This window comes from Gordonia otitidis, assembly GCF_020735545.1.
Lineage (GTDB): Bacteria > Actinomycetota > Actinomycetes > Mycobacteriales > Mycobacteriaceae > Gordonia > Gordonia otitidis.
Map to the genome: position 1 here is coordinate 1,758,985 of NZ_CP085974.1, position 22,235 is coordinate 1,781,219.

At 65.8% G+C, this 22,235-nt stretch carries 19 protein-coding genes; 7 read left to right on the plus strand and 12 right to left on the minus strand.

What is annotated here, in order from left to right:
• Positions 1–6: 6 nt before the first annotated feature.
• The 5 genes from LK459_RS08025 to LK459_RS08045 all read right to left on the minus strand — a co-directional run bounded on the left by LK459_RS08025 (position 7) and on the right by LK459_RS08045 (position 7,091).
• A complete protein-coding gene (locus LK459_RS08025; protein ID WP_227923628.1) occupies positions 7–1,224 on the minus strand; it encodes a lipase family protein in 1,218 nt (405 codons plus the stop codon).
• A gap of 121 nt (positions 1,225–1,345) precedes the next feature.
• Positions 1,346–2,014 (minus strand): hypothetical protein, encoded by a 669-nt coding sequence (locus LK459_RS08030; protein ID WP_227922640.1) that lies wholly within the window; start codon positions 2,012–2,014, stop codon positions 1,346–1,348.
• Between the two features lie 5 nt (positions 2,015–2,019).
• Positions 2,020–4,563, minus strand: a complete 2,544-nt coding sequence (locus LK459_RS08035) for an ATP-dependent Clp protease ATP-binding subunit (RefSeq protein WP_227922642.1) — start codon at positions 4,561–4,563, stop codon at positions 2,020–2,022.
• Positions 4,564–4,830: 267 nt separating this feature from the next.
• The gene (glpK, locus tag LK459_RS08040) at positions 4,831–6,336 is read right to left on the minus strand and encodes a glycerol kinase GlpK (protein WP_227922643.1); all 1,506 of its coding nucleotides are present in this window, start codon (positions 6,334–6,336) and stop codon (positions 4,831–4,833) included.
• Positions 6,333–7,091, minus strand: coding sequence for an IclR family transcriptional regulator (locus LK459_RS08045; RefSeq protein ID WP_227922646.1), 759 nt, complete (start codon positions 7,089–7,091; stop codon positions 6,333–6,335). The genes glpK (LK459_RS08040) and LK459_RS08045 overlap by 4 nt, the downstream gene beginning before the upstream one ends.
• 210 nt (positions 7,092–7,301) lie before the next feature.
• On the opposite strand from LK459_RS08045, the gene LK459_RS08050 reads away from it, so the two are divergent.
• Positions 7,302–8,147, plus strand: a complete 846-nt coding sequence (locus LK459_RS08050; protein ID WP_007240294.1) for an MIP/aquaporin family protein — start codon at positions 7,302–7,304, stop codon at positions 8,145–8,147.
• 66 nt (positions 8,148–8,213) lie between these two features.
• Positions 8,214–9,731 carry a glycerol kinase GlpK gene (glpK, locus tag LK459_RS08055; RefSeq protein ID WP_007240295.1) on the plus strand — a complete coding sequence of 506 codons (1,518 nt, stop codon included), beginning with the start codon at positions 8,214–8,216 and terminating at the stop codon, positions 9,729–9,731.
• Between the two features lie 28 nt (positions 9,732–9,759).
• On the opposite strand, the gene LK459_RS08060 is transcribed toward glpK (LK459_RS08055), so the two are convergent.
• Positions 9,760–10,743, minus strand: a complete 984-nt coding sequence (locus tag LK459_RS08060; protein WP_227922648.1) for a sugar-binding transcriptional regulator — start codon at positions 10,741–10,743, stop codon at positions 9,760–9,762.
• An 85-nt stretch (positions 10,744–10,828) separates the two neighbouring features.
• Here LK459_RS08060 and LK459_RS08065 point away from each other — a divergent pair, with 85 nt between their 5' ends.
• Positions 10,829–12,556 (plus strand): glycerol-3-phosphate dehydrogenase/oxidase, encoded by a 1,728-nt coding sequence (locus LK459_RS08065; RefSeq protein WP_227922653.1) that lies wholly within the window; start codon positions 10,829–10,831, stop codon positions 12,554–12,556.
• A 93-nt stretch (positions 12,557–12,649) separates the two neighbouring features.
• Here LK459_RS08065 and LK459_RS08070 read toward each other — a convergent pair whose 3' ends face one another.
• The gene (locus tag LK459_RS08070) at positions 12,650–13,504 is read right to left on the minus strand and encodes a DMT family transporter (protein WP_227922654.1); all 855 of its coding nucleotides are present in this window, start codon (positions 13,502–13,504) and stop codon (positions 12,650–12,652) included.
• A 382-nt stretch (positions 13,505–13,886) separates the two neighbouring features.
• On the opposite strand from LK459_RS08070, the gene LK459_RS08075 reads away from it, so the two are divergent.
• A complete protein-coding gene (locus tag LK459_RS08075; RefSeq protein ID WP_007240299.1) occupies positions 13,887–14,174 on the plus strand; it encodes a GIY-YIG nuclease family protein in 288 nt (95 codons plus the stop codon).
• Positions 14,175–14,376: 202 nt separating this feature from the next.
• On the opposite strand, the gene LK459_RS08080 is transcribed toward LK459_RS08075, so the two are convergent.
• Genes LK459_RS08080 through LK459_RS08090 form a run of 3 tightly spaced genes read right to left on the minus strand, consistent with a single transcriptional unit; the run spans position 14,377 to position 17,075 of the window.
• A complete protein-coding gene (locus LK459_RS08080; protein ID WP_007240300.1) occupies positions 14,377–15,291 on the minus strand; it encodes a hypothetical protein in 915 nt (304 codons plus the stop codon).
• Positions 15,292–15,351: 60 nt separating this feature from the next.
• On the minus strand, positions 15,352–16,623 hold the full coding sequence (gene serS / locus LK459_RS08085) for a serine--tRNA ligase (protein WP_039994385.1): 1,272 nt from the start codon (positions 16,621–16,623) through the stop codon (positions 15,352–15,354).
• Positions 16,624–16,679: 56 nt separating this feature from the next.
• The gene (locus tag LK459_RS08090) at positions 16,680–17,075 is read right to left on the minus strand and encodes an ankyrin repeat domain-containing protein (RefSeq protein WP_227922656.1); all 396 of its coding nucleotides are present in this window, start codon (positions 17,073–17,075) and stop codon (positions 16,680–16,682) included.
• Positions 17,076–17,139: 64 nt separating this feature from the next.
• Between LK459_RS08090 and LK459_RS08095 the strand changes: the two genes are divergently transcribed.
• Together LK459_RS08095 and LK459_RS08100 are read left to right on the plus strand one after the other, a co-directional pair.
• Positions 17,140–18,519: a septum formation family protein gene (locus LK459_RS08095; RefSeq protein ID WP_227922658.1), complete on the plus strand. Its 1,380-nt coding sequence runs from the start codon at positions 17,140–17,142 to the stop codon at positions 18,517–18,519.
• 15 nt (positions 18,520–18,534) lie between these two features.
• Positions 18,535–18,885, plus strand: coding sequence for a metallopeptidase family protein (locus tag LK459_RS08100; protein ID WP_227922659.1), 351 nt, complete (start codon positions 18,535–18,537; stop codon positions 18,883–18,885).
• A gap of 520 nt (positions 18,886–19,405) precedes the next feature.
• Here the strand turns inward: LK459_RS08100 and LK459_RS08105 are convergent.
• Positions 19,406–20,086 (minus strand): histidine phosphatase family protein, encoded by a 681-nt coding sequence (locus LK459_RS08105; protein WP_227922660.1) that lies wholly within the window; start codon positions 20,084–20,086, stop codon positions 19,406–19,408.
• Positions 20,086–21,078: a prephenate dehydratase gene (gene pheA / locus LK459_RS08110; protein WP_227922662.1), complete on the minus strand. Its 993-nt coding sequence runs from the start codon at positions 21,076–21,078 to the stop codon at positions 20,086–20,088. The genes LK459_RS08105 and pheA overlap by 1 nt, the downstream gene beginning before the upstream one ends.
• Positions 21,079–21,249: 171 nt before the next feature.
• On the opposite strand from pheA, the gene LK459_RS08115 reads away from it, so the two are divergent.
• Positions 21,250–22,047 carry a DUF2470 domain-containing protein gene (locus LK459_RS08115; RefSeq protein ID WP_227923630.1) on the plus strand — a complete coding sequence of 266 codons (798 nt, stop codon included), beginning with the start codon at positions 21,250–21,252 and terminating at the stop codon, positions 22,045–22,047.
• Positions 22,048–22,235 lie beyond the last annotated feature (188 nt).

A 22,235-nucleotide genomic window follows, 5' to 3' on the forward strand; every position in this document is an offset into this window, starting at 1 on the left:
TGCCGCTCAGCAGACGCTCGCGGGTCGCCCGGCGAAGCGGTCGTTGAGATAGGCCAGCGCGTCACCGGTCCACGGCACGAGGGCTTCGGCGTGCGTGAGTCCGTGATAGACGTGCACCGTGGTCGGTAGTCCACGCGCGCAATAGGTGTGGGCCAATCCGACCACGTCAGCGGTGAGCATCACGCCGTCACCGCGACCGTCGGCGTCACCGACCCCGAGCATCATCGGTGCCCGCGGTGTGCCGACGGTACCCATCACGTTCTTGCTCATCGCAGCCCGAATGCCTGGCACGTCCAGCAGCGACGGATACCGGGGCAACAGCAGGGACGAATCCGTGAGGTTGGGATACTTACCCAGGAAGTTGTTGATGCACTCGCCACGGATATCCGAGAGAACCTGGGTGCCCTTGGGTGACAGGAATTTCTCGATACCGAGATCGTAGGTTTCGTCGTACACGCTCATCAGCGCCGGTATGACCGCAGACCACCGCGGGGCGCCGTTCACGTAGGCCAGGTTGTTGCGGGGGTTCACCAACACCCCACCGGCCGTTGCACCGATCAGATTCAGTTCTGGCGCATACGTCGGCGCCAGTTCTGCCCCGAAGCCGGTGGGGATGGAGCCGCCCGAGTAGCCGTACAGGCCGACGGGCGTCGACGCGGATATGCGCAGGAACCGTTGAGCCGCGCGGATTCCGTCGAGCGCCGCGTGCGCCGATTCCTTGCCGATCGTCCACCTCAGATCGGGGCCCTCGTAATCGGGAACCACCACGGTGTAACCCGCGGCCACCATGGTCGCGATCATCGTCGTGTCGACGGCGCCTGCAGACGACCTGCCGCCGCGCAAGGTGTACGACGGATCGCACTGGCTGCCGAGCGCGTCGTAGAACTCGTGGTAGGAGATCATGCGTCGCGGGGTGCCGCGCTTTGCGCCAGGCGGCGAGATGATCGTGGTGACCGTCGACGACGGTGCTCCGAAGGCGTCGGTGGTGCGGTAGAGCAGCTGGGTTCCGGTGGCGGGGAGACTCGTCCCGTTCGTACCGAGCGTCACAACCCGCGAGCCGATCACCGCGCCGGGCGCCAACCCGCCGATCGGAACTCGCGGCGTGTAGAACGGATCGTCGATTGGCAGAACGCGTGGCGCCGCAGCCGGGCTCGGTGGTATCGACTGTGCCGGAGGGGCCGCGGACGACACGCCGGCCGATACACCGAACAGCGCCACACACATGGCGATGACGCCGAACGCGACCCGCAGGCCCCCCGACCGATGAGTCACATCTGCTCTGCGCACCCGCTCAAACTAGACCAGCGCTCTACCGCACGCAGGGCATTGTCCCGAAACCGTCCCGTCAGACCGCTCCTCCGCGCGTCACCTCGAGGGCCCGCTGCTCGATGTCGGAGTCCGTCGCAGCCGACAGATCGATGGCTGCCACACCCAGAATGTGGCTGTAGACCGACTCATCATGCTCGGCGAGCCACTTCGTGAACTGCTCAGCCACATCGGCTTTACCCTTGCCGTGCCCGAGCAGCACGAAAGACCTGTCGCCGAGATCGAGCTTGATAGACCCGGAGAGCTCCTTGAAGAAGGTGTCGAGTTCCTTCTCGTCGTCTTTTCCGGTCGCACGTTCGACCGCACGCAGGTGCCGCGCCACGGGCCGCTTGTCGCGCACCTTCTCGCTGGAGTCGGTCACCTTCGCCTCGTCGAGATCGAAGGTCAGTATGCGATCACCCTTGGCGTCGACGGTCACCACCGCGAGCGAACCGTCGCCCTGGTCCTTCGGGGTCTCAGCGAGGAGATGGCGAGCACGCTCGATGTCCTCGATCGAGACACGCCCGTTGTGCGGCCGGTGGAAGACCTCACGATGCCCGTTGAGCGACACCGACAAACGGTCCCCGTGTTCCTGCTCGACGTCGTCGGCGACGTCCTCCCACATGTTGATGAACTGCGTCCACTCGATGTCGCGGGGCGCCGGGTGTCCGAGGATGGCGTCGCGGGTCTTGCGGTTGTGTGCATTCACGTGTGTCAGTTCTCCTCAGCTGCAGCCGATGCGGCGTGCGGTTGGGAGTCGGTCGGCGCCTCGGCCAGTTCATCCGCAGGTTTCTGTGCTGCCGTGTCCTTCTCGACCGACAGCGTCAGTCTCGGCTCCCCGGCGTCGACGACGACAGTGTCACCCGGCTCGACGGCTCCCTTCAGGACGAGGTTCGACAGTTCGTTGTCGAGCTGTTTCTGGATCAGGCGGCGCAACGGACGAGCGCCGAACTCCGGCTCGTATCCTTCTTCGGCGAGTTGGTCCTTCGCCGCGTCGGTGACCTCGAGAGCGATGCTCTGCGACTTGAGCATACGGCGCGTTCCGTCGAGGGTGAGGTCGACGATCTGCCGCAGTTGTGTCTTGTCGAGTCGATCGAACACGACGGTCTCGTCGATGCGGTTGAGGAATTCGGGGCGGAACCGTTGGCGCAGCAGATCCATCACGTCGGGGACGACCTTCTCGACATCGCCATCCGGCGCGTTGAGGATGAGGTCGGAACCGATGTTGCTCGTCATGATCACCAGCGTGTTCTTGAAATCGACGGTGCGACCCTGGCCGTCGGTCACCCGACCGTCGTCGAGCAGCTGCAGCAGGACGTTGAACACATCCGGGTGCGCCTTCTCGATCTCGTCGAAGAGGATCACCGAATATGGCTGGCGACGAACCTTGTCGGTGAGCTGCCCTGCGTCCTCGTACCCGACATATCCGGGAGGAGCGCCGACGAGCCGCGCCACGTTGTGCTTCTCCTGGAACTCGCTCATGTCGAAGCGGATCATGCGGTCCTCGTCGCCGAAGACCGCTGCGGCGAGTGCCTTGGCGAGTTCGGTCTTGCCGACACCGGTCGGTCCGAGGAACAGGAAAGATCCGATGGGCCGGTTGGGATCGGAGAGTCCTGCCCTGGCCCGACGGACCGCCTCGGCGACCGCGGTGACCGCCTTGTCCTGTCCGATCACCCTGTCATGCAGCGTGTTCTCCAGCCCCAGGAGCTTCTCGCGTTCCTCGGTTGTCAACTCCGACACCGGAATTCCGGTCTGACGCGACACCACCTCCGCGATGTCCATGACGGTCACCTCGGGAGTGGGCGACTGACCTTCCGCGCCCGCGTCGGCACGCTTCTCGTCGATCTCGCTCTTGAGTTGATTCGCCCGCTCGTAATCCTCATTGGCGACGGCCGATTCCTTCTCGCGTTCGAGTCGTGCGATCTCCTCTTGGAATTCACGCGTCTGCGGGTCGGGAGTCTTGGTGCGTAACCGAACTCGCGCGCCGGCCTGGTCGATCACGTCGATCGCCTTGTCCGGCATGAACCTGTCGGTCACGTATCGATCCGTCAGTTCCGCCGCGGCCACGAGGGCTTCCTTGGTGTAACGAACCTGGTGATGCTCCTCGTAGACGTCGGCGAGGCCTTCGAGGATCTGAATGGTGTCATCGACCGATGGCTCGGAGATCATCACCGGTTGGAATCGACGTTCGAGTGCCGCGTCCTTCTCGATGTACTTGCGGTATTCGTCGATCGTGGTCGCGCCGATCGTGTGTAGTTCGCCGCGGGCGAGTGCGGGTTTGAGCATGTTGCCCGCATCCATCGAGCCCTCGCCGCCCGAACCCGCTCCGACGATGGTGTGCAACTCATCGATGAACAGGACGAGCTCATCGGAATGCTCACGCACCTCGTCGAGCACCTTCGTCAATCGTTCCTCGAACTCGCCGCGATACTTGGCGCCCGCGACCATCGAACTCATGTCCAACGCGATGACGCGGCGGCCTGCGAGCGTCGACGGCACGTCGCCGTTGACGATTCGCTGCGCAAGACCTTCGACGATGGCCGTCTTGCCGACGCCGGGGTCGCCGATGAGCACCGGGTTGTTCTTGCGACGTCGGGAGAGGATTTCGATGGTTTCCTCGATCTCGTCGTTGCGCCCGACCACGGGGTCGACGTTGCCCTCCCTGGCCTCCTCGGTCAGGTCACGTCCGTATTCGTCGAGCGTCGGTGTGTCGGTCTGGGCGGGCTTGGCGGCCTCGGTCTTGCGTCCCTCGTCGATACCCGCGCCGCCCTTCAGCAACCGGGCGGCAGGAATGTCGGACGGCAGCATCGCGATGCCGAGCAGCACGTGCTCGGGTCCCACGTAGCCGACGTTGGCGCGCGCGGCCTGCTGTTGGGCATTGCGTAACGCCTGCCTCGACGCGGGGCTCAGGCCCGGGCTCTCGTCACCCGAGGAGGCTCCTGAGTCGACTCCGGAGATCGCCTGCATCTGGGAGGCAACCGTGTCGGGATCGAGCCCGGTCTGTTCGATGATCGAACGTGACGGCTCCACCTGCGTCGCGCCATACAGGAGATGTTCCGGCGTGATCTCTGCGTTTCCCCACTCGACGGCTGCCTGTGCTGCCGTCGACACCAGGCGTTTGGTGTCGTCACTGAACAACCGGTTGACGTCGACGCGCTGCACCTGCGGGCGGCTACCGCTGCTGCCGAAGAATTGGTTGAAGATGTCGCCGAAGGCGTCATTGCTGAAAGGGTCGCTACCGAACCATGACTCGGACAAGGTTTCCTCATTTCACTTGAGCACGCGCAGTTTTCCTGTGGCCATGCGGGCATTGTCGAGGGCGGCGATGACAGGAGCGCGACATCACCGACGCCAGAACAACTCAACTTCCGGGACGTCGCTCGTCTGTCCCGGTCACGCGAAGAGGAACCTCTCTTTCGACCGTAGCCGCTATGCCGAAGGTTCGCCACGAGATCTGCAATGCGCTCGACACCAACGCATATCAATCCGATCTCGGCAGTGGTCGGTGGCCGAGGGACTCACACCTCAGACGTCGGCAAGCGCTCGACGCACCGCCGACTGCCATCCAGCAGCCTCACGACGTCTGCGCTGCGGGTCCATCGACGGAGCCCACGATGCGGCCAGGTGCCGGTTGTCGCGCAGTGAGTCCAGATCGTCCCAGTATCCGACCGCGAGCCCAGCCGCGTAGGCCGCACCGAGCGAGACTGTTTCGGAAACGAACGGCCTGACCACGGGAACGTCGAGAACGTCCGCGACGTGCTGCATGAGCAGGTTGTTGGCCGTCATTCCACCGTCGACCGCCAAACGCTGCAGTTCGATCCCGGCGACATCGCGCATCGCCTCGACGACGTCTGCGGTCTGCCACGCAGTGGCCTCGAGGACGGCGCGGGCGAGATGCCCCTTGGTGACGTACGACGTCAGCCCGGTGACGATTCCGCGGGCCTCCGAATTCCAGTGCGGCGCATACAAACCCGAGAACGCGGGCACGACGTAACAGCCGCCGTTGTCGTCGACGGTACGGGCGAGTGTCTCGATCTCCGGCGCCGAGTCGATCAAGCCGAGCTGGTCACGACACCATCCCACCAGCGATCCGGTCACGGCGATCGGCCCCTCCAGTGCGTACACAGGCGCCTGGCCGGGAAGGCTGTAGGCGATGGTCGGAACGAGACCGCGCGCCGACGGAACGATCGAGGTTCCCACATTCATCAACACGAAAGCACCTGTGCCATAGGTGCATTTGACATCACCAGGGTCGAAGCACGTCTGTCCGAACAGTGCCGACTGCTGATCACCGAGCGCACTACCGATCGGTACACCGGGGAGCACTCGAACACACTTGGCATACACCTCACTGCTTGCGACGACCCTGGGCATCATCGACTCGGGGATGTCGAGGAGACGAAGCATCCGTGAACTCCAGTCACGGCGTCGCAGATCGAGGAGCAGGGTGCGGCTCGCATTGGTGACGTCGGTGATGTGGATACCGCCCTTCGGCCCCCCGGTCAGATTCCAGATCAGCCACGTCTCCAGGGTCCCGAACAGCACTTCACCGTGCTGGGCTGCGGCCTCCGCACCCCCGATGTTGTCGAGAAGCCACCGCAGACGCGGTGCGGCGAAGTAGGTCGCGGGGTCGAGTCCGGTCACATCGCGGATCTCACTCGCGTGCTCCCCGAGTTGGTCGACCATCGGCCCGGTACGCGTGTCCTGCCAGGTGATCGCGGGGGCAAGCGGGCGGCCGGTGCGGCGGTCCCAGATCACCGTCGTCTCACGCTGGTTCGCGACACCGAGGGCGGCGACGTCGGAAGGCGTACGTCCCGCGAGAGCCAATGCCTTGGGAACGACCTTCTGCACGTTGACCCACAACTCGTGAGCATTCTGTTCCACCCAGCCGGGGCGCGGGAACGACTGCTTCTGTTCGAGTTGGGCGATCGACACCATCCGCCCGTGCCGATCGAACAGCATGCACCGCGACGACGTCGTGCCGACGTCGATGGACGCCACCACAGCTCCGTCGTCCGACGACCTGCTCACCGATGAACCCCCAGTTCACGGTCTATCGAAGTGGCGGCCTGGCGCATCTGATCGATGACCTGATTGCGTGGCAACGAACCCGACCGGAAGACCGACGACGGCGGTCCCACGACCACGAGCGCCCCGATCTCACCCGGCCGACGCCCGTGCAGGGGTACCGCTGCGGCGGCGGTGCCGTGTTCGTACTCACCGTGTTCGATGGCGAGTCCGGTCTGTCGCACGGTGGCGATCTCTGCAGTGAGGTCGGTGCGTGACACGACGGTCTCGGACGTGAACCTGTCGAGGATCATGTTGCGCAGCAGTCTGTCCCGATCCTGGGAGTAGGCCAGCAGCAGCTTCCCGCCCGCCGAGGCATGCAGTGGCAGTCGCTCACCGACCCGCATCCGCTGCGGCGAGTCGTCCGGCCGGAAAACATGGTGCACCACCTCTGCTGCGTCGACGTTGAGCACCTCCAGCCAGACCTGCATGTCCAGCATCGACGCCAAGGTGTCGCACCAGCCCATCGCCGCCGACCGCAGCACGTTGCCGTCGAGAACCGATGCGCCGCCGCTGTGGCGGACCCCCGGCGCGTACGAGCCGTCCTCCTCCTGATCGACATAGCCGATGTGTGCCAGTGTGCTGAGGATCCCGTGCACGGTTGCCTTCGGCAGCGCCAGTTCAGCTGCGATCTCGCGCAGGGAGAGCGACCGAGGACTGCGCTCGAGCAGGTCGAGCACGGCTGCAGCACGCTGTATCGACTGGATCGGTCCCGGCACCCTGACCTCCTCCCATGAGGTGCGACGTTGCTCGTCTCGGCCGACTCTACGGTGCGCTACACCTGCTGCAATCAAGAATGGCCGACGTTCGTTCGACATTGTCGAACGGTAATCATTGATCTGGGTCACACCTGCGCCCTAGTTTTTCCTCCATCCGGCAGTCACCGACAACACATCGCGACATCGGGCCGGTCACAAAGGAGTGAAACCATGACGAAGAAAATCCCGCTGGTGGGTGAACTCTCCGCCGAATGCCTTGGCACGATGATCCTCATCCTGTTCGGCTGCGGAGTTGTCGCCCAGGTGATCGGTGGCGGATTCCCCAAATCGCTCGGAGCGGGCGACCACAATTCGATCGCCTTCGCGTGGGGCTTCGGCGTCGCCCTCGCGGTGTACGTCGCCGGACGCCTCAGCGGCGCCCACCTCAACCCCGCGGTCACGATCGCGCTCGCGGTCTTCAAGGGATTCGACCGGCGTAAGGTGCTTCCGTTCATCGGCGCACAGATGGTCGGCGCGTTCATCGGCGCACTGATCGTCCGATTCGCCTACGCCGACCAGATCAGGGCAATCGATCCCGACCACACCAAGGCCACGCAGGGCATCTTCTCCACGTCTCCGGGCGCCGGTGTGTCGATGACCACGGCGTTCATCGACCAGGTGATCGGCACCGCCATCCTGGTGGCCGTCATCTTCGCCCTGACCAACGCGGTCAACAATCCACCGCTCGGCAACATGGCGCCGCTCATCATCGGCATCCTCGTCGTCGCGATCGGCATGGCGTGGGGCACCAATGCCGGCTACGCCATCAACCCGGCCCGCGACTTCGGACCTCGCCTCGCCTCGCTGCTGACCGGCTACGGCGACGCGATGTTCTCGGCGAACGGTCCCGAACTCTACTTCTGGGTGCCCATCGTGGCCCCCATCATCGGCGGACTGCTCGGCGGCGCGATCTTCGTCTTCGGTATCGAGCGCTTCCTGCCGTCGGAGTCCGACGACAGCCAGGAGATCGGAGTCAGCGAACCGACTGAGTCCGAGCACGTCGGCGCGAGACACTGACTTCACACACATTCACCGATCCCAACCCACTCGCGTCCGTGGACGCACACAGAACGAGAGACACCCATGCCAGAATTCGTCGGTTCCGTCGACCAGGGAACCACCAGCACACGCTTCATGATCTTCGACCATTCCGGAAACGAGGTGGCACGTCACCAACTCGAGCACGAGCAGATCCTGCCCCGCGCGGGCTGGGTCGAGCACAATCCCGTCGAGATCTGGGAGCGCACCTCGGCGGTCATCCAGACCGCACTGGGCAAAGCCGGTTTGGCGTCGTCGGACCTCGCAGCGCTCGGCATCACCAACCAGCGCGAGACCAGCGTCGTCTGGGATCGACGAACGGGACGTCCGTACTACAACGCGATCGTCTGGCAGGACACCCGTACCGACAAGATCGCCAGCGCACTCGAACGCAACGGGCACGGTGACACGATCCGCCACAAGGCCGGACTACCGCCCGCCACCTACTTCGCAGGCGGCAAGATCCAGTGGATTCTGGAGAACGTGCCCGGCGTCCGCGAGGCGGCCGAACGCGGTGACGCCATCTTCGGCACCACCGACACCTGGCTCACCTGGCATCTGACCGGCGGATATCGCGGCGGCGAGCACGTCACAGACGTCACCAACGCCAGCCGCACCATGCTGATGAATCTCGAGACCCTCGACTGGGACGACGAATTGCTGGCGCTCTTCAACATTCCGCGAGCGATGCTCCCCGACATCCTCCCGTCGTCGAGTCCGAAGGCATTCGGCGTCACGGAGTCGACGGGTCCGCTCGCCGGCGAGGTTCCGATCACCGGCGTGCTCGGCGATCAGCAGGCGGCAACCGTCGGTCAGGTGTGCTTCGCCCCGGGCGAAGCAAAGAACACCTACGGCACAGGCAATTTCATGCTGCTCAACACCGGCACCGACATCGTCCGATCCAAGTCGGGACTACTCACCACCGTCGCCTACCAGCTCGGCGACGAGAAGCCCGTCTACGCGCTCGAAGGATCGATCGCGGTCACCGGGTCTGCGGTGCAGTGGCTGCGCGACCAGCTCGGAATCATCAGTGGTGCATCGCAATCGGAAGCCCTCGCACGTCAGGTCGAGGACAACGGCGGCGTCTACTTCGTGCCCGCGTTCTCCGGTCTGTTCGCACCGTACTGGCGCTCGGATGCGCGCGGTGCGATCGTCGGGTTGTCGCGGTTCAACACCAACGCACACCTCGCACGGGCAACGCTCGAGTCGATCTGCTACCAGACGCGCGACGTCACCGAGGCGATGGTCGCCGATTCCGGTGTCTCGCTTGATGTCCTCAAGGTCGACGGCGGTGTGACCGCCAACGAGCTGTGCATGCAGATCCAGGCCGACGTCCTCGGCGTACCGGTCAGTCGTCCCGTCGTCGCAGAGACGACGGCGCTCGGCGCCGCCTACGCCGCCGGTCTGGCCGTGGGATTCTGGGACAACACCGACGAGCTACGGGAGAACTGGAACGAAGCGCGCCGGTGGACCCCCGAGTGGGACGACAAGCAGCGCGAGTCGGGCTACAAGCAGTGGCGCAAAGCCGTTGAGCGCACCCTCGACTGGGTGGATGTGGACTGACGACATGACTGCGTCCGGCTGCCATCACTCACCCGCGCTCAGCGTTGCGGTGGATGAGCAGCCGGGCAAGGTTCTCGTCCAGCACGATGTCGGTGATGAGGCCCGCGGCGAACGCTCCCTCGGTCGCCGCGGCCTTCGACTCTCCCGACACGACACAGATCCGACGCGGGACCGCACGGATCACGTCGAGATCCGGTCCGGACGACCGCTTGTTCAACTCGATTCCGGAGTCGCTGCCGTCGTGACGGAAGAACACGGTCGCGACATCGCCGACGACCGCCTCGGCACGCAACGAGTCGAAGTCGTCCGGCTCGAGGTAGCCACCGGTGTAGACGTGGCTCGGCACGTCGGCGGTAGGGGCGCCGAGACCGAAGAGCACGACATCCATCGACCGCTGGACGTCGAGGACCCTCCTCGTGCTCCGCTCGCGCCAGAGTGCGACCTTGGTGTTCGGGTCGTCGAAGAAGGCAGGCACCGGAAACTGTTCGACGCGAGCCGAATAGGCGGTGGCAAAGCGGCGCAGGATCTCGCTGGCGTAGTCGATTCCGGAACTCGTGGGATTGCCCGCGCCGTTGAGTTGCACGATCTGGGTGTTCCACAACTCCTTGGGCACGACGTGTCTGCTGACCACGCTGACCGTTGCACCCCACGCGACACCGAGCGTCGTGTTGGCGTCGAGCGCCCTGCCGAGCACGCGAGCGGCCTCCTGTCCGACCCTTTCGAGACGGTCGGCATCGGACATCTGCGCGGTCGTCGGCACGACGGAGGCGGTCACACCGAATCGTCGCCCGAACTCGTCGGCGATCTCACCCGTGCGTCCCGCGGGGGCATGGATGTGAATGTCGACGAGACCGCTCGCCCGCGCGAAGCTCAACAGTCGCGAGACCGACGAGCGCGACATACCCAACTCACGTCCGATCGCGGCCATGTCGAGATCCTGCATGTAATACAGGTGCGCCGCGCGTACCGCGAGTGCGGTGCGCTTCGGATCAGCCGCCGTGAGTCGTTCCACCCCACACGTTCTACCAGCAGAATCCACCACTGCACATACGTGCAGATCTATTGCGCTTATGTGCACGAGTCGACAGGATGACATCATGACCGAAAATCTCAACAAGATCGCTCCGTTGCGGCCCGGCGTCGCGGCGCTCACCGAGCGCCCGTCGGCGCAGGTCCTGATCATCGGTGGCGGCATCAATGGCATCTCCACTTTCCGCGACCTGGCCCTGCAGGGCGTCGACGTCGTTCTCGTCGAGCGCAACGACTGGGTCAGCGGCGCATCGTCGGCGTCGAGCCACATGATCCACGGCGGTATCCGCTACCTCGAGAACGGCGAGTTCCGACTCGTCCGTGAATCGGTGCACGAGCGTAACGGCCTGCTCGAGATCGCGCCGCACTACGTCAAGCCGCTCGAGACGACGGTCCCGATCTTCTCGACGTTCAGCGGAATCCTCAACGCGCCGCGTCGTTTCCTCACCCACAACACCGGAAAGCCGAACGAGCGCGGCGCCGCGCTGATCAAGGCCGGGCTGGTGATGTACGACGCCTTCTCCGGCGCGGGTAAGCGTCGCGTACCGCGGCACAAGTTCCGTGTGGGCAACAAGGCCCGTGCCGACATGCCGCGCATGAACTCCGGAATTCGTTACACCGCAACGTACTTCGACGCATCGGTGCACGATCCCGAACGACTCGCACTCGACGTCCTCAAGGACGGTCTGGCCACCGGTCCACATGCGCGGGCAACCAACCACGTCGAGGCCGTGGCCATCCGCGACGGCGAGGTCGTGCTGGCCGACCGCGTCAGCGGTGAGCAGTTCACCGTCTCGGCCGAGGTCATCGTCAATGCGAGCGGCCCGTGGACCGACCTCACCAACGACGCACTCGGCGGCGACACCCGATACATGGGCGGCACCAAGGGATCCCACATCGTGCTCGATCATCCGGATCTGGTTGCCGCGACGCGCGGACGAGAGATCTTCTTCGAGCACTCCGACGGTCGCATCGTGTTGATCTACCCGCTCAAGGATCGGGTTCTGGTGGGCACCACCGACATCGACGCCGATCCCAGCCGGCCGACACACTGCACCGACGAGGAGATCGACTACTTCTTCGATCTCATCAAGCACGTGTTCCCCGACATCGCGGTGTCGCGTGACGACATCGTGTACTCCTTCTCCGGTATCCGGCCGCTGCCGCGCCACGACGACACGACGCCGGGCTTCGTCTCGCGTGACTACAACGTCGAAAGCACACAGCTGCCCGGGGTCTCGGTGCCGGTGCTCAGCCTGGTTGGCGGCAAGTGGACCACGTTCCGCGCCCTCGGCGAGCAGCTGTCCGACCGGATCATGGAGCTACTCGGCGCGGCCCGTCAGGTCTCCACTGTCGGCCTGCCCATCGGTGGCGGTCGCGACTACCCGACCACGGATGCGCAGCGTCGAGCTTGGGTGGCCAGCCGCCGCGGCGACGTCCCGGCCGACCGTGCCGAGGTGCTCCTCACCCGCTACGGCACCCGCGCCAGCGACGTGATCGACGCGATCTCCGCCGGACCCGACGCACCGCTGCCCGCCAGCGGGCTGTCGACGGCCGAGTTGCGGTACATGATCGAGGTCGAGCAGGCGGTCCACATCAGCGACATCTTGTTGCGCCGTACGGATCTGGCCTTCGTCGGCGGTGTGAGCGGCGCAGTGCTCAGCGAGCTCGGTGATGCGATGGCGCAGATCTGCGGCTGGGACGGCCAGCAGCGCGCAGCCGAGATCGAGGCCGCTGTCGACACGTTGCGCGACGATCACCGCGTCGAGGTGACGACGACCACCGCGACCGTCTGAGCGGCCCGGTTACAGATACCCGATCTGTGCACGCTTACCTTCGGCGCCGTCGAAGGTGAGTGTGCACAGACGAGGTGGTTCCGTTTCGAAAGGTCAGCCCGCGGACTCCGTCACTTCGACGGCCGACGACGTCGCAACGACGACCGCGCCGATGACCGCGGCGACGAAGGCGAGCACCGTGACCACTCCCCATCCCGCGCGCGTCGTGTCGCCGAGAAGCGCGATGCCCAGCGCGCCGGGTATCACGGTCTCGCCCACCACGATCGACGCGGCGGCTGCGCTGACCGCGCCCGTCTGCAGCGCGACGGTGAACAGGTAGAACCCGCCGACGCCGCAGATCACAACGGCGTACAGGGCAGGGTCGGTGAGCATCGCACCCGGATCGAAGGGGTCGAGTCCGTCCAGGACGCGGATCGCGACGGCCATCAGCCCGAACAACGCACCTCCACCGAGACCCGCAACGACCGCGACCCCTTTGCGGATCACGCGGGTCACAGCGGTGATCAGAACGAACAGTCCGATGCCGACGACGAGCAGCACCCAGTGAAGCCATGCGCGGTCACGGTGCCCCTCGTCGCCGGCGCCGAGCCCGAGAACGACGAGCGCCACCACGACGACGATCACCGCGGTCCACTCGCGACGACTCAACCGCGCATCGAGGACGATGGTGGCGAGTACGGCCGTGACCACCAGGTTCGCACTGACGATCGGTTGAGCCAGGAACAACGGTATGAGTCTGTCCGCGACGAGGTTCCCGGCAAACCCGAGCCCGTCGAGTGCCAGACCGGTGAGAAACGAGACGGTCAGCATCGCTGTGACGGTCGAACGCAACGTCGGCGCCGCTCCTGCGGACTGGTCGTCGACGCTCTGCGCGCCGCGCGCCTGCAGCACCGAGGCCGTACCGTACGCGAACGCCGCCAGTACTGCCGCGACGATGCCGATCACCATGGGAACAGTATTCAGCACTGTTCCGCCAGCCGAGCCGACTGACCCGCCCCGCACACCAACCGCTGGTTGAGCCGGCCCGCGAGTAACAGCCGCTGGTTGAGCCGGCCCGCGAGTAACAGCCGCTGGTTGAGCCGGCCCGCGAGTAACAACCGCTGGTTGAGCCGGCCCCGAGCGCAGCGAGGCGCCGAGTCGAAGCCACCCCGCACACCAACCGCTGGTTGAGCCGGCCCGCGAGTAACAGCCGCTGGTTGAGCCGGCCTCGAGCGCAGCGAGGCGCCGAGTCGAAGCCACCCCCAACACCCAACACCGCGGACCCGCATTCACGCCGGTGCCTGTGGATAGATGCCTCGTGTTCTGTCCGGAACACTGGGTAAACATAGGAATGTCCGGTTTCATGTACATCTTGGAATGCGCTGACGGCAGCTACTACGTCGGAAGCACTCGCGACGTCGAGAAGCGCGTCGACCAACACAACAGCGGTAAGGGCGCGGAGTACACCAGCCGTAGAAGGCCCGTCCGTCTGGTGTACTGCGCCGAGTTCGCCACGATCGCCGAGGCCTACGCGTTCGAGAAGCGTGTGCACGGATGGTCGCGGGCCAAGCGTCGTGCATTGATCGACGGGAACTTCGATGCGCTGCGCGCGTACTCACGGCGCGGTTATCGGCAGTGATGTGGTTGCTCGCTGGCTGGTTTCGACACGGCAACTCGCTTGCGCTCGCGCCGGCTCAACCAGCGGGGCCAAGTGAGCCGGCCGACTCAACCAGCGGGGCCAAGTGAGCTGGCCGGTTCAACCAGCGGGGCCAAGTGAGCCGGCCGGTTCAACCAGCGGGGCCAAGTGAGCCGGCCGGCTCAACCAGCGAGGTTCGGTGCGCTCAGCCGCCGTGCCCGTACCCCGCGGGTAGATTCACCGACTCGGCCTTCTCGACGGCCGTAACGGCCCCCGACGACGCCAGAATCACGCCGCCCACCACCGCGGCGACGAAGGCGACAATCGCTGCCGGGCCCCAGCCGGATCGCGTGACGTCACCGAGAAAGATGATGCCGACGGCGCCGGGGAGTACCGTCTGGCCGACGACCAGCGCAGCGGCCGCGCCGTTGACAGAACCCGTCTGCAACGCAACGGTGAACAGGTAGAACCCGCCGATCCCACTGATCAGGAGGGCATAGAGCGCGGGGTCGGTGAACAGCACACCGAGATCCAACGGCGACACCCCGGTCAGAACACGCGACGCCACAGCCATCACTCCGAAGATGGCACCGGCGATCAAACCGGCGAACGCTGCGATCCGACGCTTGAGCACACGCGCTCCGGCGATACCGATCACGATCAACAGTGGGCCCGCCACGAGCACTGCCCAACTCATCCAGGCGTCGTAGTCGTTGCCCTCACGGCCCGCCGAGATCGCCAACAGGACCAGCGACATGATGACGACCGCACCCGAAACCCATTCTCGCCAGGTGAGACTCACCTTCAACACGATCGCGGCCAGCACCGCGGTCGCGACCATCCGCGCGGAGATGATGGTCTGCGAGAGGAAGAGCGGGATCAGACGTGCAGACACAATGGTCGCGACGAAACCGACGATGTCGAACACGAAGCCGACGAGGAACGGCACCGTCAGCATCGTCGCAGCGGTCGAGCGCAGCGTCGGATGTGGTGTGGTCGACCGGAGTTCGTCACGGTGTTCGGCGCGTTGCGCCACACGCTCGGCACCGAGGGCCTGCAGGACCGATGCCGCAGCGAACGAGAGTGCACCGATCACCGCGATGACGATTCCGAGTGTCATCCGACCACCCGGCCCCATCGCGTAACGAACGCAGGCCCACCACGCGTCATACGACGGACGCTACTGAGTCTTGAGCGCGTGGGGCTTGAGCACGTCGGTGCCGACGTACCGCGCAAGTTCTTCGGGCAACACAACCGAACCGTCGGCCTGCTGATGATTCTCCAGGATTGCGACGATCCATCGTGTGGTCGCCAGCGTCCCGTTGAGGGTCGCAGCCACTTGCGGCTTCCCCGCCTCGTCGCGATAACGAATGGAGAGGCGTCGGGCCTGGAATGTCGTGCAATTCGACGTCGAGGTCAGCTCACGGTAGGTCTGCTGCGTGGGAACCCATGCCTCACAATCGAATTTGCGAGCGGCCGACGATCCCAGGTCGCCGCCGGCGACGTCGATGACCCGATACGGGACGTCGATCGCGGCGAGCATCTCCTTCTCCCAACCGAGCAGTTTCTGGTGCTCAGCCGCGGCATCCTCGGGTTTGCAGTAGACGAAGCCCTCGACCTTGTCGAACTGGTGCACGCGGATGATGCCGCGGGTGTCCTTGCCGTAGCTGCCGGCCTCGCGTCGGAAACACGTCGACCATCCGGCGTAGCGCTTCGGACCGTCGGAGAGGTCGATGATCTCGTCCATGTGGTAGCCGGCGAGCGGTACCTCAGACGTTCCGACCAGGTAGAGGTCGTCGTCCTTGTCGAGGTGGTAGACCTCGTCGGCGTGCGCACCGAGGAAGCCTGTGCCGCCCATGACCTCCGGCCGGACCAGCACCGGCGGGATCATCAGCGTGAACCCGTTGGCCGTGGCCTTCTGCGCGGCCATCGTGAGCAGGCCCAGCTGCAGCATCGCACCCTGACCGGTGAGGAAGTAGAACCGCGAACCCGACACCTTGGCGCCGCGCTCCATGTCGATCAGCCCGAGGGATTCGCCGAGTTCGAGATGATCTCGAGGATTCTCGATCTCGCGCGGCTGCCCGACGTGTTCGAGGACCACGTAGTCGTCCTCGCCACCGGGAGGCGCCCCCTCGACGATGTTGGAGATCGCGCGTTGCGCATTCGACGCCGCGTCGTCGGCCTCGTTCTGGCGGGCGACAGCGGACTTCACCTGTTCGGCGAGTTCCTTGCCCTTGGCCAGCAATGCGGCCTTCTCGTCGCCCGACGCCTTGCCGACCTGCTTGCCCAACGCCTTCTGCTCCGAGCGCAGCGAATCGGCTTCGACGATGGCGGATCGACGCGCGGTGTCGGCGTCGAGCAGGACGTCGACGAGGCCGGGGTCTTCACCGCGGACGCGTTGCGAGGCACGGACGAGGTCGGGGTCGTCGCGGACGATCTTGAGGTCGATCACGCCTGTCAACGATACTGGAGCGCCGATCGGTCGGATCGTCGGACGCTGTCAGGGGGCTACTGCCAGTACTCCAGGTAGTCGGCCCTGCCGAACATCGACGCGGCGTCGTGTGCACTCGGTGTTCCCGCACGCGGATCCGCGCCAGCTGCGACGAGCGCGGTGACGACGTCGTCGAATCCCTTGAACACCGCACCCGCGAGGGGCGTCTGGCCCTTGTCGTTCGCGAGGTCGACGTCGGCGCCGTGTTCTATCAGCGTCGCGACCGTCGCCGCATCGCCGTGATAGGCCGCGAGCATCAGCAGCGAATCACCAGCCTGATTCCGCAGGTCAACCGGCACTCCAGCGTCGAGGTAGGCGGCCAGTGTCGCGGCATCCCCGGCGCGCGCCATGTCGAAGAGTCGACCAGCCAGTTCTTCGAGGTCAGCGCTCGGCTGTGCGTCGTTCTCACTCATCTTGTCGAGTCTAGGCAGAGGTATCGGCTCACCGGGACCGGCGAAAAGTGCATGATGGATGCCGATGAACGACGATCCTGACAAGGTGTCCGACGCCGACGAGAGGCCCGAGTCCGCGGCGGCCGGCAAGACACCCGACGTCGCCGGAGCCGAGAGCGCGACCGATGACACCGCGCACACCACGGATGATCGCGAGGGCGTCGACCTCGGCGACAACCCTGCCGGTGACGACTCTGCGGACTTCCGCTCTGTGGACTCCTACCCTGCGGGCTCCGACTCTGTGGACTCCTTCCCTGCGGACTCCGACTCTGTGGACTCCTTCCCTGCGGGCTCCGACTCTGCGGACGACGCCGCGGCGCGCTCGCGGCGTCGCGGCGTGAGCGGCACGCTTGCGGCGAACCCGATGCGGGTGGTGCTGGCCGCGGTGGTGATCGGTGCGCTCGTCGCCGGTGGTATCGCGTTCGCGCTCGGCGTCTTCACCGACAACGGAAACGTCGGGACGACTGACATCGGCGAGAACGAGAGACTCACCGAGAACGCCTTCACGCGGTCGGTCGCGGGCGACTGTCTCGATTGGCCCGACGGCCAGCCCGGCCAGCCGTCGAAGGTGGGGTGCGACCAACCGCACCGCTTCGAAGTCGCAGGTCCCCTCAATACGGCGGTACTGCCGGGCTCGGAGTTCGGCGACTCGGCCGCGTGGCCGGGGGCCGAACGGTTCGCGGCGATCCGCGACGAGCAGTGCCCGGTCATCGTCGACGACTATCTGCAGGGCAAGCTCGATCCGCAGGGCCGCTATTCCGTCGGAATGATGTACCCGTCACAAGCGCAATGGGACAAGGGCGCTCGCGAGCTACGGTGCGGTCTGCAGCAGACCGGCAAGGGCGGTCAGCCCGAGCAGGTGGCCGGTCGCGTCCTCGACAACGATCAGTCGTTCTCCTGGCCCCCCGGCACGTGCATCGGGATCGACCAGCAAACCCGACGGCCCACCGTGCCCGCCACGGTCGTCGGTTGTAGCGAACCACATGCTTTCCAGACGACGGGCATCGTCGACCTGTCGGCACGCTTCGGCAACCGTACGTCGGGCAAGCCCTGGCCGGAGATCGCCGACCAGAACAAATTCCTCGCGGGGATCTGCCCCGGCCAGGCGCAGCGGTTCCTCGGTGGCAAGGAGAAACTCGACGCCACGACGCTGAACACGCAGTGGTCGGTGATCAGCGAGCCGAGCTGGCTCGCCGGCAGCCGAAAGGTGGTCTGCTACATCGGACTGCCTGATCGCGGCGGATTCGCGACGTTGGTCGGCGACGCGCGCCAGACGCTCCTGATCAACGGCAAGCTCCCGGTACCGCCTCCGCAGGCACCGCCCGGCCGCGTACTACCAACCCCGGTGCCGCTACCGCCCGGCATCCAACCGAACCCCGAAGAGGTTCCGGCCCCCGCCGGCTGATCAGGAGACGCACCCATGCCCGTCGCCATGTCCGACGACGAGTTCGAGGGTTTGGTATCCGACGCCCTCGACACCATCCCCAAGGAACTGACCGACGCCATCGACAACGTGGTGATCCTCGTCGAGCCGAACAATCCCGAGTCCCCGAACATCCTCGGGCTGTACTCCGGCGTCGCGCTCACGAGCAGGGACCACGACTACGGCGGCTTCCTTCCCGACACCATCACGATCTACCGCGAGCCGATTCTCGGCATGTGCCACTCCCGGGAGCAGGTGGTGCACGAGGTCGCGGTCACGGTGATCCACGAGATCGCCCACCACTTCGGCATCGACGACGCCTGGCTGCACGCCCACGGCTGGGGCTGAGGGGCGTCGGGGTTTCGCACGCGGCGGGCGCTGGGTTTCTGCGCGCCGGCCGAGGCTCTTCCCCTAGTTTCTGCCCGCTGGCGGTGCCTTTCCCCTAGTTTCTGCCCGGAGCCCGGGGTCCTTCCCCTAGTTCTGCGCACTTCCCCGAGAAACAACCCGCGGAAACGCACAAAACCCGGGGAACAGATCCTTCCCCTAGTTCCTGCACGCCGATGCTGTCCCCGCCCGGGAGTCTCTGCCCGCAGGCCGCGCTTCTCCCCCAGTTTCTTCCCTACGGCCGCGCCCTTCCCTCAGTTTCTGCCCACCCGCGCAGCCCTTCCCCCAGTTCTGCGCACTTCCCCGAGAAACAACCCACGGAAACGCACAAAACCCGCGGAACAGATCCTTCCCCGACTTTCTGCACGCAGGCCGGACCCTTCCCCGGGTTCCTGCACGTCGGCCGGACCCTTCCCCCACTTTCTGCACGCCGACGCTGCCGACCCCCGATCCAGCCGCAGTCCGCACCCCTCCGCCGGGCCGCTTACCCCATCGGGTCGGCGACGAGCGGTTCGTCGACGAGTTCGAACGGCGCGCGGGTGGCGCCCCAGCGCTGCGGGACCCATAGCCCGTCGGTGTACTCCAGCTCGATCGACCCGGTGTTGGCCAGATGTGTCGCGGCGGCAAACTTTCCGTCGATGCCCGCGAGATGTGCGGCGACCAGCCGGATGGCGGCGCCGTGACTGACGAGATAGACGTCGCGTGCGTCGGGGCCGGAGAGGTATCGCTGTGCCAGATCGGTGACGACGGGCAGATAACGCTCCAACACCATGGTGAGCGACTCCCCGCCGGGGATCGGCGCGTCGGGATCACCTGAGTACCAACGGTCGAGGATCTCACGGAAGGTGCCGTGCGCCTCGTCGTCGGTGCGGTCCTCGAGCTCGCCCGCCTGCACTTCGTGAACCCCCGCGACGACGTCGGCATCGGCTCCCCACACCGATGCGATCACCTCGGCGGTCTGCTGTGCACGCGTTGCCTGCGAACTGAGCAGCACCCGACCCGCATCAGGTTCGACGCCGCGCTCAGCTACCTGGTTCTCCAGTCCGTACCGAACGGCTTGTCGCACACCGAAATCGGTGAGCGATGCGCCGGGTAGCGCCGTGTCGAGTCGACGCATCACATTCGACGTGGTCTCGCCGTGGCGGACCAGATACAAGCGGGCCATCAGTCATCACCGTCCTCGACGTCGTCGACATCTCCTGTCCCCCGACGCATCGCCGACACCCACTCCGAGCTTGCAGCCTGGTCGGGCGGCGGCGATCCGATCACCCCACGCGCAGTCCACGATCCGAGATACACGATGCGGTCGGCCTCACGGAAGAGCGCCTGCAATGCCTCGGCCACCGCGTCGTCGTCGATGTGGCCGACGGCGTCGAGGAAGAATCGGTACTGTCCGGGGTTCGATTCGCCCGTCGCCGGATCCCGTCGCGGCCTGGATTCGATCCTCGTGAGATCGATTCCGCGCGAGGCGAACTGGTTCATCGCCGACATGAGGCTGCCCGGCTCGTTGGGCAGTTCGAGAATCACGGCGGTGCGGTCGGTCCCGGTCCGCGGTGGCGGAGACACCGGTCGCCCGACGAGCAGGAACCGCGTCGTGGCATCGACGGCATCCGACACCTCGTCGGCGATCACGGTGAGTCCGGACAGCTCCGCAGCGAGCCGGGTGGTCACCGCAGCGTCGGCCTTACCCTCCGACACATCCTGCGCAGCACCGGCATTCGACGACGCTATGACGAATTCCGCCCCGGGATAGAGCTTGTCGACGGACAGGCGGACCTGGGCAGACGCAACGGGGTATGCGGCAATACGTTTCACCTGGGCGGCATCGATCGCCGTCGGGGCGGCAATGGCGAAAGCGACGTCGAGCACGGTCTCGGCGACCACTTGCACCCGGCTGACCCCATCGGGTACGAGCGCGTCCATCGTGGCGGGAACCGACCCCTCGAGCGAACTCTCGATGGGCACGCACGCGAAATCGGCCTCGCCGGAGCGCACCATCGCTATCGCCGCGGCAGGACTGGCCGCCGCAATCTTGCGCACGTCATCCTGATCGTCGCGGCGAGGTACTCCAGCGGCACCCGTCTCGGTCGCGAGGATCTTGTCCAACGCCATCTCGGTGAAGGTCCCTGCCGGACCGAAGTACGCGAACACTGACACGACAAGAGCTTAGTCGACGCCAGATGAACATCTGTCTGACCTGCGCGGACGACCCGGCGAAGTGAAACCCCGCCTGAGTTGAACCATTGACGGATCGCTCGCAATCACTTTAGGTTAGGATTACCTATTATGAGCTGGACTGCATATCAGCCGAACGGGAGTGAGCACCGCATGACACGAGCCGTCACCGACCGACCGACGGAGGCAGAGGTCATCGCCACCGCATGCCGGAGGGCCGGTAGCGCGATGCTGGCCGTCGAGCCCTCGCAGAACGCGCGGACACCACACGACACCGCAGCGGATCTCGCCACCCCGACCCAGGTCGACCTCGTCCATCTCTTCGATACCCAGGCGTTTCTCCTGGTGCCGACGGCAGGTCCGGCGATGCGAGCCGCTGCCGACAGCACCGGCGGCCTACCCGCGATGGTCGAGATCACCGACTGTGCCCCCATCGACCTGCGTGAGCGGGTCCGCTCGCTGATCTGGCTCAACGGACGCCTGCACCACATCCCGGCGAATCTGGAACGCGACCTGGCCGTCGAGATCGCCACCGAGCACCCCGACGAAGGGCTCCTCGACATCGGACACGGACGGTCGATGATGCGCTTGCAGATCGAGACCGCCGTCGTCGCGTGCGGCGCGGGTGCGGCGTCGGTACCGGCCGACGAGCTGGCCCGCGCAGAACCCGACCCGTTCTGGGAGTACGAGAACGAGTGGATCAGCCACCTCGACGCCGCGCACGCCGACATCGTCGGACAACTGGCACGCCGGCTTCCTCGCCATCTGCGGCAAGGCCGGGTGCGCCCGCTCGGACTCGACCGTTTCGGGTTGCGATTCCGCGTCGAGGGCTCGGCAGGCGACTCCGACGTCCGGCTCCCGTTCCCGCATCCGGTGAACGACGTCAGCGAACTGTCCCGGGCACTGCGCAACCTGGCAGGCTGCCCGTACATGAACAGCCTGCCTGACTGACCGAGACCACCCCCGCCCAGTCGGATCGGATGACCCCTCGTCCAGATCGGCTGGACTGCCAGGGCGCGCGGTCGGGAGGGCTGCCCGACCGCGCGCCCGACTCTTTCTCCGACGTGCAGCGTCCGCCCGGTTGGGTACGCCGAAGCGTCCGCGCCCGGCGCAGATGGCGATCCGATCAGCCGTAGGCT

Excerpts from the sequence above, each read along its gene's own strand:
- LK459_RS08025 (WP_227923628.1), bottom strand. The coding sequence starts at position 1,224 with ATGTGTGTGGCGCTGTTCGGTGTATCGGCCGGCGTGTCGTCCGCGGCC.
- LK459_RS08050 (WP_007240294.1), top strand. The coding sequence starts at position 7,302 with ATGACGAAGAAAATCCCGCTGGTGGGTGAACTCTCCGCCGAATGCCTT.
- glpK (WP_007240295.1), top strand. The coding sequence starts at position 8,214 with ATGCCAGAATTCGTCGGTTCCGTCGACCAGGGAACCACCAGCACACGC.
- LK459_RS08065 (WP_227922653.1), top strand. The coding sequence starts at position 10,829 with ATGACCGAAAATCTCAACAAGATCGCTCCGTTGCGGCCCGGCGTCGCG.
- LK459_RS08070 (WP_227922654.1), bottom strand. The coding sequence starts at position 13,504 with ATGGTGATCGGCATCGTCGCGGCAGTACTGGCGGCGTTCGCGTACGGT.
- LK459_RS08075 (WP_007240299.1), top strand. The coding sequence starts at position 13,887 with ATGTCCGGTTTCATGTACATCTTGGAATGCGCTGACGGCAGCTACTAC.
- LK459_RS08080 (WP_007240300.1), bottom strand. The coding sequence starts at position 15,291 with ATGACACTCGGAATCGTCATCGCGGTGATCGGTGCACTCTCGTTCGCT.
- LK459_RS08090 (WP_227922656.1), bottom strand. The coding sequence starts at position 17,075 with ATGAGTGAGAACGACGCACAGCCGAGCGCTGACCTCGAAGAACTGGCT.
- LK459_RS08095 (WP_227922658.1), top strand. The coding sequence starts at position 17,140 with ATGAACGACGATCCTGACAAGGTGTCCGACGCCGACGAGAGGCCCGAG.
- LK459_RS08100 (WP_227922659.1), top strand. The coding sequence starts at position 18,535 with ATGCCCGTCGCCATGTCCGACGACGAGTTCGAGGGTTTGGTATCCGAC.
- LK459_RS08105 (WP_227922660.1), bottom strand. The coding sequence starts at position 20,086 with ATGGCCCGCTTGTATCTGGTCCGCCACGGCGAGACCACGTCGAATGTG.
- LK459_RS08115 (WP_227923630.1), top strand. The coding sequence starts at position 21,250 with ATGACACGAGCCGTCACCGACCGACCGACGGAGGCAGAGGTCATCGCC.